Origin of the sequence: Dankookia sp. P2, assembly GCF_050632255.1 — a bacterium.
Lineage (GTDB): Bacteria > Pseudomonadota > Alphaproteobacteria > Acetobacterales > Acetobacteraceae > Paracraurococcus.
Genome location: NZ_CP192581.1, coordinates 6,293,264 through 6,310,115, shown reverse-complemented (window position 1 = coordinate 6,310,115; position 16,852 = coordinate 6,293,264). Strand labels below are relative to the sequence as shown.

Here is a 16,852-nt window from a genome sequence, read left to right as displayed (position 1 = left end):
ATGCGCCTTGCGATCGGCATCGCCACCCGCGGCCGCGCCGCCATCCTGGCGGAAACCCTGGACAAGCTGGAGCGGCAAACCCGCCGGCCGGACCGCATCATCGTCTGCCATGTGACGCCGGAGGATGTCGGCGCGCCGCGGCCCGGGGTCGAGTACCTCCTCTCACCGGCCGGGTTGCCGCGGCAGCGCAACGCCATCCTCGACGCCACAGCGGATTGCGACCTGCTGCTCTTTCTCGACGACGACTTCCTGCCGGCGCCGGACTATTGCGCAGTGACCGAGGCGGTGCTCGCCGCCCGGCCGGATTGCGTGGTCACCACCGGCACCGTCCTGGCGGACGGCGCCAATGCCCCGGGCTATTCGCCCGAGGAAGGCCGGGCGATCCTGGCGCGGGACCGCTATGCCGGCGGTCCGCTCGCCGCCGCAGCCGCATTTCAACGGCTATGGCTGCAACATGGCGGTGCGGCTGGATCCGGTGCGGCGGCACGGCATCCGGGTGGATGAGGCATTGCCGCTCTATGCCTGGTACGAGGACATCGACTTCACCCGCCTGCTCGGCCGGCATGGCGCGATCCTGCGGCTGGCCGGCGCCCGCGGCGTGCATCTCGGCACCAAGCTCGGCCGCACGCCAGGCCGGCGGCTCGGCTATTCGCAGGTGGCCAATTCGGTCTACCTCGCCCGCAAGGGCACCTATCCCTGGTCGCATGCGCTGCCGAGCCTGCTTCGCCACACGCTGAAGAACGCCGCGCGCTCGCCCTGGCCGGAGCCCTGGGCGGACCGCTTCGGCCGCCTCCGCGGCAACCTGCTGGCATTGGCCGACTGGGCGCGCGGGCGCCTCTCGCCCGGCCGGGTGCTGGAGCTCTAGCGCCGTGCAAGACATCGCCTTCCTCGTCTCGAAGCTGCTCTGGTGGCCGCTGCGGCCGGGGACAGCGGCCATCACGCTGGCGCTGCTCGGCCTCCTGCTGCTCTGGCGCGGCCGGCGCTGGGGGCGCTGGCCGGCGCTGGCCGGGATCGGCTTCCTCGGCCTGCTGGCGCTGCTGCCGCTCGACGAGCCGGTGGTCCGGCCGCTGGAGGACCGCTTCCCGCGCCCGGCCGTCGAGCCGGCGCATATCGACGGGATCGTGGTGCTCGGCGGCGCGGTCGAGCAGAAGCTGACCGAGTCCCGCGGCCTGCCGGCGCTGAACGGGGCCGCCGAGCGCATGACCGAACCGGTCGCGCTGCTGCGCCGCCATCCGAGGCGCGGCTCGTCTTCACCGGCGGCACCGCCAGCCTGGCGCCCGGCGCGCTGAGCGAGGCCGATGTGGCGCGGCAACTCTGGCGCGACCTCGGCGTCCCGGCCGACCGCATGGAGTTCGAGGACCAATCCCGCAATACCCATGAGAATGCGGTCAACACGCTCCGCCAGATCCACCCGAAGCCCGGCGAGACCTGGCTGCTCGTCACCTCGGCCAGCCACATGCCGCGCAGCATGGGGGTCTTCCGCAAGGCGGGCTGGCACATCACCCCTGGCCGGTGAACTACCGCACCGGGGCGGGCAGCGGGGTCTGGCTGGAGGTATCCTTCCCGGTGCGGCTGCAGCAATTCGAATGGGGGACCAGGGAGTGGCTCGGCCTGTTCGCCTACTGGTTGATGGGCCGGACGGACGCACTTTCCCGGCACCGTGATCGGCCAGATTGCGACGCCGCTTGGCCGTCGCGCGTGGGTTCGTGGCCGCCGGCGCGTAACAGGCCGCAGCAGCCGATGCCGATCGCCCTCGCCCTTCCCCGCCTGCCGCAGGCGGCTCGCCCCCGGCTCCCGCCAGGCCCGCCGGCCTGATGGCGCAGGAGGACGCGACCGATGCCGAACTGATGCGCGGGGCCGCCGCCGGCGACCGCGCCGCTTTCGGAGTGCTGGTCGAGCGCCATGGCGAGCGCGCGCTGCGCGTCGCCATGCGGGTGCTGGGCGATGGCGCGGAGGCCGAGGAGGTGGCACAGGAAGCCTTCCTGCGCGCCTGGCAGGCCGCCGCCAGCTTCGATCCGGACCGGGCGCGATTCACCACCTGGCTGCACCGCATTACGCTGAACCTGGCGATCGACCGGACCCGCCGCCGCGGCGTCGCGCCGGAGGCCGGCGAGGCGGCGCTCGCCGCCCTGCCCGACCCCGCCCCGGCCCCGAAGACCGCGCCGCTGCCGCGCAGGACCGCGCGGCGCTGGCCGCCGCCCTGGCGCTGCTGCCCGCCCGCCAGCGCGCCGCGATCGCCCTGGCCTATGAGGACGGGCTGAGCGGCGCCGAGGCCGCCGCCGCCCTCGATGTCTCGGAGCGTGCGCTGGAAGGCCTGCTGCGCCGCGCCGGCTGATGCTGCGGAGGATCCTGTCGCCATGACGCCCGCCCGCTTTGCCCGCCTGCTCGACGCCCATGGCCCCTACCCGGCGCGCTGGCCGGCTGGCCGGCGTGCCGCGGCGGACCGCCTGCTCGCTGCCTCGGCGGAGGCGCGCGGCCTGCTGGACGCGGCGCGCGCCCTCGATGCCCGGCTGGCGGCCGGCCTGGCGCAGCCGGCGCCGGAGGCCGTCGCCCGGCTGCGGCTGGCGGTGGCGCGGCAGGTCGCCCGCAGCCCGCTGCCCGCCCCGGCCGGCCCTGGCTCCGGCTGCTGGAATGGCTGCGTCCTGCCGTCCCGGCGGGCTGGGGGGCGCTGGCCGCCATGGCCACCTGCGCGCTCTGGCTCAGCCTTTCGGCCGGCCCCGCGGTCGGCGACCCACTGGCGCCGCTGCAGACCCTGCCCATTGCGGAGGACCCGCTCTGATCACCCCGCCATCCGGCCGCGCCCTGCTGGGCGCGGCGTTCGGCGCCTCGCTTGTCGTCAACATCGTCCTCGCCAGCCTCCTCCTCGCCCGCCCGGCGGTGCCGGAGCATCGCGGCCGCGGCCTCGACCGCATGGTGAACCGGATCGAGTCGGCGCTGCCGGCCGCGGACCGGCCGGAAATTCCGCGCGGTGCTGGAGGCCGAGCGGCCGGACTACGCCGAGGAACTGGCCGCGCTGCGGGCCGCCGGAAAGACGGTGGATGCGGCGATGGCGCACGAGCCCTTCGACGCTGCGGCGCTGCGGACGGCGCTGGCGGAGTGGTCCGCGCGCTGGGCCGCCTTCAACAACGCCTTCACCGGAACGATGGTGCATGCCATGCAGGCGGTCTCCCCGGCCGGCAGGGCACAGATCGCCGCCGCACGGCAGCAGGGACGATAGGAGAGACATGGCGTCCGCCACCTCGCGCCGCGCGGCCCTGCTGGCCGCCGCGGCGCTGCTGCCCGGCTGCACCTGGCTTACCCCGCCCGCCACCTCCTCCGGCATCGGCCTGCCGGACCGGCTGGCGGCCAGCGACCCGGCGCTGGCGGCGAACTGGCCCGACCCCAGCTGGTGGCGTGGCTTCCGCTCCGCCGAGCTCGACGGGTTGATGGCGGAGGCCATGGCGGCCAATACCGACATCGCCGGCGCCGCCGCCCGGGTCCGGCAGGCGGATGCGCAGCTCCGCATCGCCGGCGCCACGCTGCTGCCGACGCTGGATGGCTCGGTGCAGGCGCTGCGGTCGCAGACCGGCAGCGTCAACACCGCCAGCATCACTGGGCTGACCAGCCGCAGGGTCCGGGTGACCTCGAGCAACCGTGCCCTGCTCTCGGCCAGCTACGAGGTCGATTTCTGGGGCAAGAACCGCTCCCAGGTTGAGGCGGCCGAGCAATCCGCCTTCGCCAGCCGATTTGATGTCGGGACGGTGACGCTGACCACCCAGGCCTCGGTCGCCAATACCTATTTCGCCATGCTCGGCGCACAGGAGCGGCTGGCGATCCAGCAGCAGAATCTCGAGATCGCCCAGCGCGTGCTCCGGGTGATCCGCGACCGGGTCTCGGTCGGCACCGGCACGGGGCTGGAACTTGCGCAGCAGGAAACCGTGGTGGCGCAGCAGCAGGCGCAGATCCCCCGCTGGTGCAGGAGATCGAGACGAACCGCAACTCGCTCGGGACCCTGGTCGCCCGGCCGCCGCAGGGGATCGTGCTGCGTGGCGGCACCTTCAACAAGCTCGACGTCCCGCCGGTGACCCCCGGGCTGCCCGCCGAGGTGCTGGCCCGGCGCCCCGACGTGCTGAATGCCGAGGCCTCGCTGGCCGCGGCGAGATGCGAACATCATCGTGGCGCGGGCGCAGCTGCTGCCCTCCGTCACCCTGACCGGCTCGGGCGGCTGGACCAGCCTGGCGCTCGAGACCCTGACCCGTCCGGAGAGCCTGATCTTCAACCTGGCGGCCGGGCTGACCCAGCCAATCTTCCGCGGCGGCGCGCTGCGCGGCCAGGTCCAGTTGAACGAGGCCCGGGCCGAGGAGCTGGTGTCCACATACCGCTTCGCCATCCTCAATGCCCTGGTGGATACCGAGAACTCCCTGGTGGCGCTGCGCCAGACCACCGAGCAGGAGAAGCTCCAGGCCAATGCGGTGCGGATGGCCGAGCGCGCCTATGCCATCTCCGAGGCGCAGCTGCGGGCCGGCACCATCGACATCGTGACCCTGCTGATCACGCAGCAGCAGCTGTTCTCCGCCCGGACCACCCTGGCACAGGCCAGGCTGGCCCGGCTGCAGGCGGCGGTGGGGCTGTTCCGGGCGTTGGGCGGCGGCTGGGGGACCCCGGTAGCGTGACACCCTTCGTCACCCGAACGGCGTATGGGAAATGCATCCGCCGCACGTATCTGAAGCATCCAGACCCGAGGCCATCCCCCTGTCGAAGCGCCGCGCCTCCTGATCCTCCTCGCCCTCGTGCTGCTGGCCGGCGCCGGGGGCGGCGCCTGGTACTGGCGGCAGCGGCAGGCCGCCGCCGTGGCGGAAGCGCCGGCAGCGCCCGGCCGGCCAGGCCGCGGCGGCGCCCCGGTGCCGGTCACCGTGGCCGCGGCGCAGCAGCAGGACGTGCCGATCCGGCTGGATGCCATCGGCACGGTGCAGGCCTTCAACACCATCACCGTCCGCGCCCAGGTCGACGGCCAGCTGCTGGAGATCGCCTTCAAGGAAGGCCAGATGGTGAAGCAGGGCGATCTCCTCGCCCGGATCGATCCGCGCAGCTACCAGGCCGCGCTCGACCAGGCGGTGGCGAAGAAGGCGCAGGACGAGGCGCAGCTGGCCAATGCAAGGCTCGACCTGCAGCGCTACACCACCCTGGCGCGGAACGAGGGCGTCTCGAAGCAGCAGCAGGACACCCAGCGCGCCCAGGTGGCGCAGTTCGAGGCGCAGGTGGCCGCCGACCAGGGCGCGATCGACGCGGCGCGGACCAGCTCTCCTTCACCACCATCCGCTCGCCCATCAATGGCCGGGTCGGGCTGCGGCTGGTGGACCAGGGCAACATCGTCCGCGCCGGCGACGCCACCGGCATCGTCACCGTCTCCCAGCTCCAGCCGATCGCGGTGGTCTTCACCCTGCCGCAGCAGGAGCTCGGCCGGGTCCAGGAGGCGATGGGGCGCGGCGCCGTGCCGGTGCAGGTCGCGCGCAATACCGGCACCGCGCTGCCGGAGGGCGAGTTGCTGACCATCGACAATGCGGTCGACGCCCAGACCGGCACGATCCGGCTCAAGGCTTCCTTCGCCAACGAGGACCTGCGGCTCTGGCCCGGCGCCTTCGTCAATGTGCGGCTTGAGGTGGACCGGCTGCGGGAGCGTCACCACCGTGCCGCTGGTTGCCGTCCAGCGCGGGCCGGAGGGCGCCTTCGCCTTCGTGCTCAAGCCCGACCGCACGGTGGAGCAGCGGCCGCTCCGGCTCGGTGCGCTGACCGCGGCCGAGGCGGTGGTGCGCCAGGGCATCCAGCCCGGGGAGCGGGTGGTGACCTCGGGGGCGCTGCGGTTGAGCCCCGGCGCTGCGGTGATGCCGAGCGAGGATGGCGACCCAGTCTCCGCTCCGGCCCCGGGCGAGCGGCGGCTGCGGCCGCGCCAGGCCGCGGATGCCAGGCCGTGAGCCCGGCGGCTGACGGTGGGGCGGGCCGCTCGGTCCCACCGCCCTCGCCACAACGCTTCGGCGGCGTCTCCGCCCCCTTCATCGCCCGGCCGATCCGCCACCACGCTGCTGGCGATCGCGGTGCTGCTGAGCGGCCTGTTCGGCTACCTGCGCCTGCCGGTCTCCGCCCTGCCGGAGGTCGACTTCCCGACCATCGAGGTGACCACCACCCTGCCCGGCGCCTCCCCAGAGACCGTCGCGCTGCTGGTCACCGCGTCGCTCGAACGCCAGCTGGCGCAGATTGCCGGGCTGACCGACATCGTCTCGACCAGCGGGCCGGGCACGTCCCGCATCACCCTGCAGTTCAACCTCGGCCGCAGCATCGACGACGCAGCGCAGGACGTGCAGGCGGCGATCAACGCCGCCAAGGGCACGCTGCCCGGAAACCTGCCCTACCCGCCGACCTACGCGAAGGTGAACCCGGCCGACCCGCCGATCATCACCTTCGCCCTGACCAGCGACACCCTGCCGATCTTCCGCCTCTCGGATGCCGCCGACACGCTGCTGGCACAAAGGCTGAGCCAGGTCAGCGGCGTCGGCCGGGTGCTGGTGCAAGGCACGATGCGGCCGGCGGTCAGGGTGCAGGCCGATCCGGTGCGGCTGGCGGCCTATGGCCTCTCGCTCGAGGATGTCCGCACCGCCATCGCCGCCGCCAACGTCAACACGCCGAAGGGCAGCGTCGACGGGCCGCGCCAGGCTTCCTCGGTCATGGCCAACGACCAGCTGAAGGACCCGGCCGACTTCGCCCGGCTGATCGTCGCCTGGCGCAATGGCGCCCCGGTGCGGCTGGCCGATATCGGCGCCGCGGTGCAGGATCTCGAGAACACGCTGAACGGCGCCTGGTACAATGGCGGGCCGGCGGTGCTGATCGATGTCCAGCGCCAGCCCGGCGCCAACATCGTCTCGACCGTCGAGGATGTCCGGGCCCAGCTTCCCCTGCTGCAGAAGGCGCTGCCGCAGGGGGCGACGCTGTCGGTCGTCTCCGACCGCACGGCGACGATCCGCGCCTCGGTGCACGACGTGCAATTCACCCTCGTGCTGGCGGTGGCGCTGGTGGTGGCGGTGATCTTCGTCTTCCTCCGGAGCGGCCGGGCAACGCTGATCCCCGGCGTCGCCCTGCCGCTGTCGATCATCGGCACCTTCGGGGTGATGGCGCTCTGCGGCTTCTCGCTCGACAACCTCTCGCTGATGGCGCTGACCATCGCCACCGGCTTCGTGGTCGACGACGCCATCGTCATGATCGAGAACATCGTCCGGCTGATCGAGGAGGGTAAGCGCCCGCTGCAGGCGGCCTACGAAGTGCGCGGCGCAGATCGGCTTCACCGTGGTCTCGCTGACCGTCTCCCTGGTCGCGGTGTTCATCCCGCTGCTCTTCATGCCCGGGGTGGTCGGCCGGCTGTTCCAGGAATTCGCCCTGGTGCTGACCATCAGTGTCGTCGTCTCCATGGTCGTCTCGCTGACCCTGACGCCGATGATGTGCGGCCATCTGCTGAAGCCGGCGACTATGCAGCGGCCCGGCCGGCTGTCCCGCATGACCGAAGCGGCGCTGGACGGCATGCGCGACGCCTATGGCCGCAGCCTCCGCTGGGCGTTGCGGCACGAGGCGCTGATGCTGCTGCTGGCGACGCTGACCGTGGCCGGCACCGTCGCCATGTATGTGGTGATGCCGAAGGGCTTCCTGCCCTCCCAGGATACCGGCCTCATCGTGGCGACGATGGAGGGGCCGGAGGATGCCTCCTTCGGCCGCATGGCGGCGCTGCAGCGGGGCGTGGCGGAGGCGATGCGGGCCGACCCCGACGTGCTCTCCGTCACCTCGGTCATCGGCGCCGGCATCGTCAACCCGGCGCAGAATACCGGGCGGCTGACCGCGGTGCTGCGGCCGCGCGACGACCGGGCCGCTGGATGCCGCCGCAATCATCGCCCGGATGCAACCCGCGCTCGACGCGCTGCCCGGCGTCACCGTCCACCTCTCCCCGGTGCAGGACATCCAGATCGGCGCCCGGCCGAGGCAGCACCGCCTTTCAGTACACGCTGATGGACCCGGACCCGGTCAAGCTCGGCCGCTGGGCGCCGATCTTGGAGCGCCGCCTTGAGGCGTTGCCGATCCTGCGCGACGTCTCCTCCGACCGGCGCGACGGCGGGCTGCGGGTGACGGTCGACGTGGACCGCGACAAGGCCGGCCGGCTCGGCGTCACCATGCAGGCGATCGACGACATCCTCTACGACGCCTTCGGTCAGCGGCAGATCAGCACGATCTACACGCAGAACAACCAGTACCGCGTGGTGCTGGAAGCCTCGCCCGAGCTGCGCGACGACCCCCTCGATGATCGGCCTCCTGCGGGTACCGGCTACCGCCGGCCAGGCGGCGACGGCCCAGGGGACGCCGGTGCAGTCGCCGGCCGGCACCGCCGCAGGTGCCGCTGTCCAGAATTCGCCACCATCGGCCGCGGCCCCGGGCCGCTGACCGTCACCAAGCAGAGCCAGTTCCCCGCGGTGACGCTCGGCTTCGACATCGCCCCGGGCGCTTCGCTCGGCGAGGCGATCACGGCGATCCGCGCCGCCGAGGCCGAGATCGGCCTTCCCGACACCATCGCCGGCAGCTTCGCCGGCGATGCGGCCAGTTCCAGCGCTCGCTGCGCGGCGAGCCCTGGCTGATCCTCGCCGCCATCATCGTCATCTACATCGTGCTGGGCGTGCTGTACGAGAGCGTGATCCACCCGATCACCATCCTCTCGACCCTGCCCTCGGCCGGCATCGGCGCGCTGCTGGCGCTGCGCGTCTTCGGGCTTGACCTCTCGGTGGTCGGGCTCATCGGCATCGTGCTGCTGATGGGGATCGTGAAGAAGAACGCGATCATGATGATCGACTTTGCGCTGGAGGCGCAGCGCGACCACGGCCGCACCCCGCGCGAGGCGATCGAGGAAGCCTGCCTGCTGCGCTTCCGCCCGATCATGATGACGACGCTTGCCGCGCTGCTCGGCGCCCTGCCGCTGGTGCTGGAAAGCGGCACCGGGTCGAAGCTGCGCCTGCCGCTCGGTGTTTCCGTCGTCGGTGGGTTGCTGCTGAGCCAGGTGATCACGCTCTACACCACGCCGGTCATCTATCTCGCGATGGAGGATCTGCGAGCGCGCGTGCAGCGCCTGGTGCGGCGCCGCGAGCCGGTGCCGGCCGAGTAGCATGTCGATCAGCGCGCCTTTCATCCTGCGGCCGGTCGGCACCGGTCTGCTGGCGATCGGGCTCGCGCTGGCCGGCCTGCTGGCCTATGCTTGGCTGCCGGTTGCGCCGCTGCCTCGCGCCGAGATGCCGACCATCGCGATCGGCGGCGGGCTGCCGGGTGCCGACCCCGAAACCATCGCCGCCTCGGTCGTGGCGCCGTTGGAACGCCGGCTCGGCGCCATCGCGGGCCTGGCCGAGATGACCTCCTATTCCGCGCTCGGCGCCTTCTACATCGTGCTGCAATTCGACCTGTCGCGCGCCATGACGGGCGCCGCCCGCGATGTGCAGGCGGCGCTGAACGCGGCCGGCACCGACCTGCCGCCGCTGCCCAATCCGCCGTGGGTGAACAAATTCAACCCGGGCGGGGCGCCGGTGATGGTCCTGGCGATGAGCGCCGAGACCCTGACCGCCGGCGCCGTCTACGATGCGGCGGACAGCATCGTGGCGCCGCGCATCGCCAGCATCCCAGGCGTTGCCAAGGTACAGATCCAGGGCGCCGAGCAGCCGGCGATTCGCGTCACCATCGACCCAGCGGCGGCCCGCGCGGCCGGAGTCGGGCTGGAAGCGGTGCGCCAGGCGATCGCCGAGAACAACGTCACCCAGGCCACCGGCCTCGCCGACGGCACGACGCAGTTCGCCCCGGTCAGCGTGAACGACCGCCTTGCCGTGCCCGAGGCGTATGGCCGCATCGTGGTGAAGCGGCAAGGCGACGCCATCGTCCGCATCGCCTCCATCGGCCGGGTCGACGTCGATGCACGCGACCGCCGCCAGGGCGGCACGGTGGATGGACACCAGGCGGTGACGCTCACCGTCTTCAAGCAGGCCGATGCCAACGTCATCGACGTCGCGGACGGCATCCGCGAGGCCCTGCCGCAGCTGACCCGCTGGCTGCCCGGCGGCGTCGTGGTGAGCACCATCCGCGACCGGTCGGAGACCATCCGCGCCAGCGTGCACGACGTGCAGATGACCCTGCTGGTGTCGATCGCGCTGGTGATCCTGGTGGTCGCCATCTTCGTCCGCCGTCTGTCGGCAGTGGCGGCGACCGGCGGGGCGGTGCCGCTCTCGTTGCTCGGCACCCTGGCGGTGATGTGGCTGTCTGGCTTCTCGCTGAACAACCTTACCCTGATGGCGCTGACCATCTCGGTCGGCTTCGTCGTCGACGACGCTATCGTCATGATCGAGGCCATCGCCGTGCTGCGCGACCGCGGCATGCGCCCGCTGCAGGCGGCGTTGGCCGGGGCGCGGCAGATCGGCTTCACCGTCGTGTCCATCACCGTCTCGCTGGTCGCCGTCTTCATCCCGCTGCTCTTCATGGATGGCGTGCTGGGGCGGATGTTCCGCGAATTCTCGGTGACGCTGGCGATCGCCGTCGCACTCTCGGGCCTCGTCTCGCTCACCGTCACGCCGATGCTGGCGGCGCATATGCCGCGTCGCGCGCCGCCGCCGCCGGGCCGGCTCGGCCGCGGGATCGAGCGGGGCATGGCGGCGCTGACCGGGGCCTATGTCCGCAGCCTGCGGCGCGGTGCTGCGCTGGCGCCGGTCGATGCTGCTGGGGACGTTGGGGCTGATCGGCCTTACCGTCTGGCTCTATGTCATCGCGCCGAGGGGCTTCTTCCCGGACCAGGACACCGGCCTGGTCATGGGCAACACCAAGGCGCCGCCGGATATCTCCTACGGGGCCATGCTGCAGCGCCAGGACAGCATCGCCGCCGTGCTGCGGGCCGATCCGGCGGTCGCGCATGTCGTCTCGGTCGTCGGGGTGGGCAACGGCAACGGCTCGGTCAGCTCAGGACGGCTGATGGTCAGCCTGAAGCCGCGCGCGGAGCGCGTCGGCGTCTCGGCGGCCGAGGTGGTGCGTCGGCTGCGCGCGCCGCTCGGCGCCATCCCCGGCATCGAGGCGAGCATCTGGGCGGTGCCGGAGATCTGGGTCGGCGGCAGGCCGGACGCGTCCTCCTTCCAGTTCGTGCTGCTGTCCACCGACGTTCCGGCGCTGCAGGGCTGGGCGGAGACCCTGGTGCGGAAGCTGCGCACCCTACCCGGCATCCAGGACGTCTCCTCCGACCAGCAGAGATCCCGGCCTGGTCACCCGGCTGGCGATCGACCGGGAGGCGGCATCGCGTCTCGGCGTCTCCATGCAGGCGATCGCCCAGGCGCTGAACAGCGGCTTCTCCCAGCGCCAGGTTTCGGTGATCTACCGCGACCGGAACCAGTACCGCGTGGTGCTCGAGATCGAGCCGGCGCTGCAGCAGTACCCGGAGCAGGTGGACGACATATGGCTGCCCGGCGCAGGCGCACGCAGGTGCCGCTCGCCGCCCTCGTCACCACGTCTCCAGGAGACGGCACAGATCTTCATCACCCATCGCGGCCAGCTGCCGGCGGCGACGATCGGCTTCACCCTGGGCCCGGGGATGTCGATCGGCGAGGCGACGGCGGCGGTGGAACGGGCGGCGGCCGAGATCGGCCTGCCCGACAGCATGCGCACCGAATTCGCCGGCAGCGCACGCGCTTCCAGTCCTTCACCCGCGGCCAGCCGCTCGCTGATTCTGGCGGCGCTGCTGACCATCTATATCGTGCTCGGCGTGCTCTACGAGCACCTGCTGCACCCGGTGACCATCCTGTCCACCCTGCCGACCGCCGGGATCGGCGCGCTGCTGGCGCTGCGGATCTTCGGCCTCGACTTCTCGGTCATCGCCCTGGTCGGCGTCATCCTGCTGATGGGCATCGTCAAGAAGAACGGCATCATGATGGTGGATTTCGCGCTGGAGCACGAGCGCAGCCAGGGCCTCGGCGCCGAGGCCGCCATCCTGGAAGCCTGCCGCGAGCGCTTCCGGCCGATCCTGATGACCACGCTGGCAGCCGTCTTCGGCGCCGTGCCCCTGCTGCTGGAGAACGGCGCGGGGGCGGAGCTGCGGCACCCGCTCGGCGTCTCGGTCATCGGCGGGCTGCTGCTGAGCCAGGTGATCACGCTCTACACAACGCCGGTCACCTACCTGGCGATGGACGGGCTGCAGCGGCGGGCATCGCGCGCCTTCGCGCGCACGCCGGTCGCGGCCGAATAGTATGTCGATCAGCGAGCCCTTCATCCGCCGCCCCATCGGCACCGCGCTGCTGGCGATCGGCATCGCGCTCGCCGGCATGGTCGCCTATTTCGCCCTGCCGGTGGCGCCGCTGCCGAGCGTGGACCTGCCGACCATCGTGGTCGGCGCCACCCAGCCGGGGGCCGATCCGGCGACCATGGCCTCCTCCGTCGCGGCGCCGCTCGAACGCCGGCTCGGCGCCATCGCCGGCGTGTCGGAGATGACCTCGACCTCGTCGCTCGGCACCACCTCGATCGTCGTGCAGTTCGACCTTTCGCGCAGCGTCGAGGGCGCGGCGCGCGACGTCCAGGCGGCGATCAACGCCGCCGGGTCGGACCTGCCGGCCGGCCTGCCCAACCCGCCCTATTTCCGCAAGGCCAATCCCGGCGACGCGCCGGTGCTGATCATGTCCATGGCCTCCGCCACGGCGACGCCCGGCGCGGTCTACGACGCTGCCGACAGCGTGGTCTCCCCGCATCGCCCAGGTGCCCGGCGTCTCCCAGGTGATCATCGCCGGGGCCGAACAGCCGGCGATCCGCGTCACCATCGACCCGGCGGCGGCGAAGGCAGCCGGCGTCGGGCTGGAGGCGATCCGCCAGGCGATCAGCCAGAATAACGTGACCCAGGCGACCGGGCTGGTCGACGGCCGGGAGCAATCGGCCGCCATCGCGGTCAACGACCGGCTGGGCACGCCGGACGACTATGCCGGTATCATCGTCAAGCAGCAGAACGGCGCCATCGTCCGGCTGGCCTCGGTCGGCCGCGTCGCCCTCGACGTGCGGGACCGGAGGCAGGGCGGCACAGTGGACGGCAAGCCGGCCGTCGTGATGATCATCTTCAAGCAATCGGACGCCAACGTCATCCAGGTGGTGGACGGGGTGCAGAAGCTGCTGCCGCAGCTCGAGCGCTGGCTGCCCGGCGGCATCACCGTCAGCACCATCCGCGACCGGTCGGAGACGATCCGCGCCAGCGTCCACGACGTGCAGCAGACCCTGCTGATCTCGATCGCCCTGGTGATCCTGGTGGTGGCGCTGTTCCTGCGGCGGAGCTCGGCCGTGGCCGCCGCCGGCGCGGCCGTGCCGCTCTCGCTTCTCGGCACCCTCGGCGTGATGTGGGTGCTGGGCTATTCGCTCGACAACCTCTCGCTGATGGCGCTGACCATCTCGGTCGGCTTCGTGGTCGATGACGCCATCGTCATGATCGAGAACATGGCGCGGCTGACCGAGCGTGGCATGCAGCCGCTGCAGGCGGCGCTGGTCGGCGCCCGGCAGATCGGCTTCACGGTGGTCTCGATCACCGTCTCGCTCATCGCCGTCTTCATCCCGCTGCTCTTCATGGGCGGCATCGTCGGCCGGCTGTTCCGGGAGTTCTCGGTGGTGCTGGCGATCGCCGTGGCGATCTCGGGTGTGGTGTCGCTGACCCTGACGCCGATGATGGCCGGGCACCTGGCGCGCAACGCACCGCGACCGCCGGGGCGGCTCGGCCGGACGTTCGATGCCGGAATGGACGCGCTGACCCGGTTCTATCTCTGGAGCCTGCGTCACGTGCTACGCTGGCGCCGGGTCATGCTGGTCGTCACCGTCGGGCTGATCGGCCTGACCATCTGGCTCTACATGGTCGTGCCCAAGGGCTTCTTCCCGGACCAGGATACCGGCCTGGTGATCGGCACCACGCGGGCGCCGCCGGACACCTCCTACCAGGCGATGCTGCGGTTGCAGGACAAGGTCGTTGCGGTGCTGCAGAAAGACCCGGCGGTGGCCAGCATCGCCTCCTCGGTCGGCGGCGGCAACGGCAATGCCTCGGTCAGCCAGGGGCGCATCTTCCTTAGCCTGAAGCCGCTGAACGAGCGGCCGGGCGTTACGGCGAACGACGTCATCAACCGGCTGCGCCGGCCGCTCGGCGCCATCCCGGGCATCCAGACCTTCTTCCGCGCGATACAGGACATCGGCATCGGCGGCCGCGCCGGCAATGCCGCGGTGCAGTTCGTCCTGCTCTCGCCGGACCTGGAGGGGCTCGAGGTCTGGTCGGAGAAGCTGGTGAACCGGCTGCGCACGGTGCCCGGCATCCAGGACGTGTCATCGGACCAGCAGCGCGCCGGGCTGGTGGCGCGGCTGACCATCGACCGGGAGAAGGCGGCGCGGCTCGGCGTCAGCGTGCAGGCCGTGACCAATGCGCTGAACAGCAGCTTCGCCCAGCGCCAGGTCTCCGTCATCTACCGCGCCCGCAACCAGTACCGGGTGATCCTCGAGGTCGAGCCGGGCCTGCAGCAATACCCGGAACAGGTGGACGAGATCTGGCTGCCCGGCAGCGGCGGCGTGCAGGTGCCGCTGGCCTCCCTCGTCACGCTGGAACGCAGCACGGCGCCGCTGGCCGTCACCCACCAGGGCCAGTACCCCGCCTCGACCATCACATTCAACCTGGCGCCGGGCGTGGCGCTCGGCAACGCGACCGCGCTGGTGCAGCAGGCGGCCGACGAGATCGGCCTGCCGGACGGCATGCGGACGGATTCGCCGGCAATGCCCGCGCCTTCCAGTCCTTCGCGCGCGACATGCCGCTGCTGATCCTGGCGGCGCTGCTGACCATCTACATCGTGCTCGGCGTGCTCTACGAGCACCTGCTGCACCCGATCACCATCCTCTCGACGCTGCCGACCGCCGGCATCGGCGCGCTGCTGGCGTTGCTGGTCACCGGCACGCCCTTCACCGTCATCGCGCTGATCGGCATCATCCTGCTGATGGGCATCGTCAAGAAGAACGCCATCATGATGGTGGACTTCGCGCTGGAGCACGAGCGCGAGCAGGGGTCGGCGGCGAGGTGGCGATCCTCGAGGCCTGCCGCGAGCGCTTCCGGCCGATCCTGATGACCACGCTGGCCGCGGTCTTCGGCGCCATCCCGCTGGCGCTCGCCAGCGGTGCGGGGTCAGAGCTGCGCCAGCCGCTGGGCATCGCCATCATCGGCGGCCTGCTGCTGTCGCAGCTATTGACGCTCTACACCACGCCCGTGGTCTACCTGGCGCTGGACGGGCTCGGGCGGAAGCAGCGCGCGCCGGTGCTGGCCGCAGCGGAATAGCCTCGGCTGACAAAACCGGTGCCGCTCGGCGGGTGCTAGACCTGGAAGAGTAAGTGAACGGCCCGGGGAGAATACCTTCTGCCCCGCCTTGCCTATTTCATGGTGCCCAGCAGCACCCGCACGTCCGGCAACGCCTCCAGCCGGTCCACCATCCCGATCATCGCCTCGGCACCGGCAGGGTCCAGCGGGTCGGCGGCATGGGCCCAGCAGTCGCGGAACTTGGCCAGATGCGCCTCCCGCGACAGCGGCCGCGCCGGGCTGGCCAGCATCGCGTCCACCCGGTGCGACAGCACCCGCCCGTCGCGCAGCCGGACCTGCACCTGCTGCGGCAGCAGCGCATTGGGGTTCGCATCCTCGACCCGCGTCACCGTCACCCGCCGTGCCAAGTCGTAGGTCGCCGGGTCCGCCAGCGCCGCGCCGCGGAACTGCGCCAGCTCGATCCGGCCGTGCTGCAGCAGCTTGGCCAAGACGAAGGGCAGGCAGAGCCTGGCATAGGCCGCGGTCGGGGCCGGCAGCGCCGGGCGGTTGACGAGTTGGTTGATCAGCGGCGGCGCGGCGACGGTGATGGCCTCGACATCCTCCGGCCCGAAGCCATGCGCCGTGCGCAGCGCCATCACCGCGTCGATGCCGCCATGCGTCGCCCGGCCGCTCGGGAAGGGCTTGTGGCTCAGCTCCGTCACCCGCCAGACCTGGCCCAGCTCGGCCAGCACCGGCGCGCAATCCCAGGCGCCCTCGAACAGCGGCAGGTAGCCGAAACGGCCCTCGAAGGGTGCCTCAAGCCCGGGGAAGCCGGCTGCCGCCAGGTCGCAGGCTTGGATCGCGGCGCGGGCGTTGAAGCCGATCTGCAGCGGCAGCAGCGGGCTGCCCTCGGCATGCGCCTGCATGGTGCCGCTGGCCTGGCCGAGCTGCATCCCGAAGGCGGCGAGCGTACGCGCGGCATCAAGCCGCGCAGCCGCGCCAGCCCGGCCGCCGCGCCGAAGCCGCCGGAGGTCGCCGGGCGGAAGAAACGCCAGCCCTGCCGCGCCGCGAGGCCGAGGCTGCAGGCCACGTCCACCCCGGCCACGACCGCGGTGATCAGCTCCTCGCCCGGGACGCCGCCGCGGCTCTCGGCCTCGGCCAGAAGTACCGGCAGCAGGGTCGCCATGCTGTGCAGCACCGCGCCCTCATGCAGGTTGTCGTATTCCTGGCAGTGGACCTGGAAGGCATTGACCAGCGCCGCGGCGCCGGGCGGCAGGCGTTCGGTGCGGCCCCAGACGGCGGCGCCGGTGCCCTGCCCCCAGCCGCGTGCGGTGGCCAGCAGCGGCGCAGCCTCGGGCACGCTGCCGCCGGCGATGCCGACACCCAGCGTGTCCAGGATGAAGGTCTTGGCCTTCGCCACGGCTTCCGGCGGGATGTCGGCGAAGCGCAGCCCGGCGGCATGGGCGGCGAGGCGATGGGCGGCGTCGGGCTGGCTCATGCCGGGCATGATGCCGGGGTGGTGAGGAAGCTGCTATCCCGCCC

General features: G+C 72.0%; 12 protein-coding genes and 9 pseudogenes. 19 read left to right on the top strand and 2 right to left on the bottom strand.

The window, feature by feature from the left end; all coding sequences use genetic code 11:
• The 19 genes and pseudogenes from ACQ86J_RS37595 (at window position 1) to ACQ86J_RS37505 (ending at window position 15,352) form a co-directional block, all read left to right on the top strand.
• Window positions 1-504 (top strand): glycosyltransferase family 2 protein, encoded by a 504-nt coding sequence (locus tag ACQ86J_RS37595; RefSeq protein ID WP_431269478.1) that lies wholly within the window; start codon window positions 1-3, stop codon window positions 502-504.
• Window positions 455-865, top strand: coding sequence for a glycosyltransferase family 2 protein (locus ACQ86J_RS37590; RefSeq protein WP_431269477.1), 411 nt, complete (start codon window positions 455-457; stop codon window positions 863-865). The genes ACQ86J_RS37595 and ACQ86J_RS37590 overlap by 50 nt, the downstream gene beginning before the upstream one ends.
• 42 nt (window positions 866-907) lie before the next feature.
• Window positions 908-1,516, top strand: a complete 609-nt coding sequence (locus ACQ86J_RS37585) for a YdcF family protein (RefSeq protein WP_431269476.1) — start codon at window positions 908-910, stop codon at window positions 1,514-1,516.
• Window positions 1,517-1,814: 298 nt separating this feature from the next.
• Window positions 1,815-2,261 carry a sigma-70 family RNA polymerase sigma factor gene (locus ACQ86J_RS37580; RefSeq protein ID WP_431269475.1) on the top strand — a complete coding sequence of 149 codons (447 nt, stop codon included), beginning with the start codon at window positions 1,815-1,817 and terminating at the stop codon, window positions 2,259-2,261.
• Entirely contained in the window at window positions 2,201-2,335 is a 135-nt protein-coding gene (locus ACQ86J_RS37575; protein ID WP_431272682.1) for a sigma factor-like helix-turn-helix DNA-binding protein, read from the top strand. Before ACQ86J_RS37580 ends, ACQ86J_RS37575 begins: the two co-directional genes overlap by 61 nt.
• A gap of 633 nt (window positions 2,336-2,968) precedes the next feature.
• Window positions 2,969-3,217: a periplasmic heavy metal sensor gene (locus tag ACQ86J_RS37570; RefSeq protein WP_431269474.1), complete on the top strand. Its 249-nt coding sequence runs from the start codon at window positions 2,969-2,971 to the stop codon at window positions 3,215-3,217.
• A 7-nt stretch (window positions 3,218-3,224) separates the two neighbouring features.
• Window positions 3,225-4,064 carry a TolC family protein gene (locus ACQ86J_RS37565; RefSeq protein WP_431269473.1) on the top strand — a complete coding sequence of 280 codons (840 nt, stop codon included), beginning with the start codon at window positions 3,225-3,227 and terminating at the stop codon, window positions 4,062-4,064.
• Window positions 4,065-4,154: 90 nt separating this feature from the next.
• Entirely contained in the window at window positions 4,155-4,652 is a 498-nt protein-coding gene (locus ACQ86J_RS37560) for a TolC family protein (RefSeq protein WP_431269472.1), read from the top strand.
• Between the two features lie 117 nt (window positions 4,653-4,769).
• Window positions 4,770-5,213, top strand: a pseudogene (locus ACQ86J_RS37555) (biotin/lipoyl-binding protein); the annotation flags it as partial.
• Window positions 5,214-5,332: 119 nt separating this feature from the next.
• Window positions 5,333-5,563 (top strand): annotated as a pseudogene (locus ACQ86J_RS37550) (multidrug transporter subunit MdtA); the annotation flags it as partial.
• Window positions 5,564-5,666: 103 nt separating this feature from the next.
• Entirely contained in the window at window positions 5,667-5,951 is a 285-nt protein-coding gene (locus ACQ86J_RS37545; protein WP_431269471.1) for a hypothetical protein, read from the top strand.
• Between the two features lie 15 nt (window positions 5,952-5,966).
• A pseudogene (locus ACQ86J_RS37540) lies at window positions 5,967-7,229 on the top strand (efflux RND transporter permease subunit); the annotation flags it as partial.
• 85 nt (window positions 7,230-7,314) lie between these two features.
• Window positions 7,315-8,025, top strand: a complete 711-nt coding sequence (locus ACQ86J_RS37535; protein WP_431272681.1) for an efflux RND transporter permease subunit — start codon at window positions 7,315-7,317, stop codon at window positions 8,023-8,025.
• Window positions 8,025-9,166: pseudogene (locus tag ACQ86J_RS37530) on the top strand (efflux RND transporter permease subunit). Before ACQ86J_RS37535 ends, ACQ86J_RS37530 begins: the two are co-directional and overlap by 1 nt.
• A 1-nt stretch (window position 9,167) precedes the next feature.
• Window positions 9,168-10,664 (top strand): annotated as a pseudogene (locus ACQ86J_RS37525) (efflux RND transporter permease subunit); the annotation flags it as partial.
• Window positions 10,665-10,707: 43 nt separating this feature from the next.
• Window positions 10,708-11,226, top strand: a pseudogene (locus ACQ86J_RS37520) (efflux RND transporter permease subunit); the annotation flags it as partial.
• Window positions 11,227-11,338: 112 nt separating this feature from the next.
• On the top strand, window positions 11,339-12,265 hold the full coding sequence (locus ACQ86J_RS37515) for an efflux RND transporter permease subunit (protein WP_431269470.1): 927 nt from the start codon (window positions 11,339-11,341) through the stop codon (window positions 12,263-12,265).
• A 1-nt stretch (window position 12,266) separates the two neighbouring features.
• Window positions 12,267-14,844 (top strand): annotated as a pseudogene (locus ACQ86J_RS37510) (efflux RND transporter permease subunit).
• Window positions 14,832-15,352: pseudogene (locus ACQ86J_RS37505) on the top strand (efflux RND transporter permease subunit). The pseudogenes ACQ86J_RS37510 and ACQ86J_RS37505 overlap by 13 nt, the downstream one beginning before the upstream one ends.
• 92 nt (window positions 15,353-15,444) lie before the next feature.
• On the opposite strand, the gene ACQ86J_RS37500 reads toward ACQ86J_RS37505, so the two are convergent.
• Together ACQ86J_RS37500 and ACQ86J_RS37495 are read right to left on the bottom strand one after the other, a co-directional pair.
• Window positions 15,445-15,966 (bottom strand): hypothetical protein, encoded by a 522-nt coding sequence (locus tag ACQ86J_RS37500; RefSeq protein WP_431272680.1) that lies wholly within the window; start codon window positions 15,964-15,966, stop codon window positions 15,445-15,447.
• A 174-nt stretch (window positions 15,967-16,140) separates the two neighbouring features.
• Window positions 16,141-16,808 (bottom strand): annotated as a pseudogene (locus ACQ86J_RS37495) (MmgE/PrpD family protein); the annotation flags it as partial.
• Between the last annotated feature and the right edge of the window lie 44 nt (window positions 16,809-16,852).

What these genes read in the sequence shown, in the direction of transcription:
- ACQ86J_RS37595 (WP_431269478.1), top strand. Translation starts at nt 1, where the DNA reads ATGCGCCTTGCGATCGGCATCGCCACCCGCGGCCGCGCCGCCATCCTG.
- ACQ86J_RS37590 (WP_431269477.1), top strand. Translation starts at nt 455, where the DNA reads ATGGCGGTGCGGCTGGATCCGGTGCGGCGGCACGGCATCCGGGTGGAT.
- ACQ86J_RS37580 (WP_431269475.1), top strand. Translation starts at nt 1,815, where the DNA reads ATGGCGCAGGAGGACGCGACCGATGCCGAACTGATGCGCGGGGCCGCC.
- ACQ86J_RS37565 (WP_431269473.1), top strand. Translation starts at nt 3,225, where the DNA reads ATGGCGTCCGCCACCTCGCGCCGCGCGGCCCTGCTGGCCGCCGCGGCG.
- ACQ86J_RS37515 (WP_431269470.1), top strand. Translation starts at nt 11,339, where the DNA reads ATGCAGGCGATCGCCCAGGCGCTGAACAGCGGCTTCTCCCAGCGCCAG.
- ACQ86J_RS37500 (WP_431272680.1), bottom strand. Translation starts at nt 15,966, where the DNA reads ATGGCGCTGCGCACGGCGCATGGCTTCGGGCCGGAGGATGTCGAGGCC.